Source organism: Novacetimonas maltaceti, assembly GCF_002906255.1.
Classification (GTDB): Bacteria; Pseudomonadota; Alphaproteobacteria; order Acetobacterales; family Acetobacteraceae; genus Novacetimonas; species Novacetimonas maltaceti.
Window position 1 is genome coordinate 1 of record NZ_POTC01000137.1, and the last position, 1,092, is coordinate 1,092.

General features: G+C 62.1%; 1 protein-coding gene. It reads right to left on the bottom strand.

Going from position 1 to position 1,092, the window contains the following annotated elements:
• Window positions 1-1,092 (bottom strand): IS21 family transposase (gene istA, locus KMAL_RS16680; RefSeq protein WP_110096538.1); only part of this gene is annotated, 1,092 nt, incomplete at both ends.

Here is a 1,092-nt window from a genome sequence, read left to right on the forward strand (position 1 = left end):
CCATGCGAACGCGTGATGATCCGGTCATGCACGCACAGAACCTGCCCTTCGGCGATAATGCGCAGCCTGTCGGGATAAACCCGCAGGCTGACCGGACGATTGGCAAAGGAGGCCGGCACGCTGTAGCGGTTGCCATCGAACTGGATCAGGCAGGTTGGTGAGACGCGCTTGGTCTGTTCGACAAACCCGTCAAAGGGACGCCCCGGCACCATGAGGTGAGGACGCTCGCTAGCATGGACCTCGGCGATGCTCCGGGCCAGTTCGATATGCTGCAGCCGTTCCCAGCAGTCCAGGCAGCGGGCTTCCAGCCAGGCATTCAGCGCCCCCAGATCAGGAAAGGCAGGCAGATCCTGCCAGATCTGGCGCCGGGCATCCTGCACGGTCTTCTCGATCTGCCCTTTCTCCCATCCGGCTGCCGGATTGCAGAAGGTCGTCTCGAACAGGTAATGGCTGGCCAGGGCCATGAAGCGCAGATTGACCTGACGTGCCTTGCCAGAGCCAATCCGGTCCACAGCGGTCTTCATGTTATCAAAAATACCCCGCCGTGGCACGCCACCGAGCACGCGGAAGGCCTCGGTCAGCGCATCAAAAAGCATCTCGTGGGTCTGCAGGGGATAGGCCCTGAGTATGAAGGCCCGGCTGAAGGACAGTTTGGTGTGGGCAACCTGCAGCTTGACGCGACGGCCGGCAATGACCGCCCAGTCCTCGCCCCAGTCGAACTGGAACGCTTCCCCGGGCTGGAAGCTCAGGGGCACAAAAACACCCCGACCCGTTGTCTGGCGTGCCTGGTGCTGTTCGTGTTTCCACTGCCGGATGAAAGCGGCCACCCGTCCGTAGGATCCATCATAACCCAGTGCCACAAGGTCTTCATGCAATCGTCGCGCCGTGCGCCGGTTCTTGCGGGGGCGAGCGGCTTCCAGGAACAGCCATCCCCTCAGCCTGTCAGCAAACGGGTCCAGTCGGCTGGGACGTTCGGGGACCTGGAACCGCGGTTCAATACTCTGTGCCCGGAGATATTTCCGGATCGTATTGCGTGACAGTCCCGTCCGGCGTTCGATCTCGCGGATCGGAAGATGATCCCGGCAGTGCCAC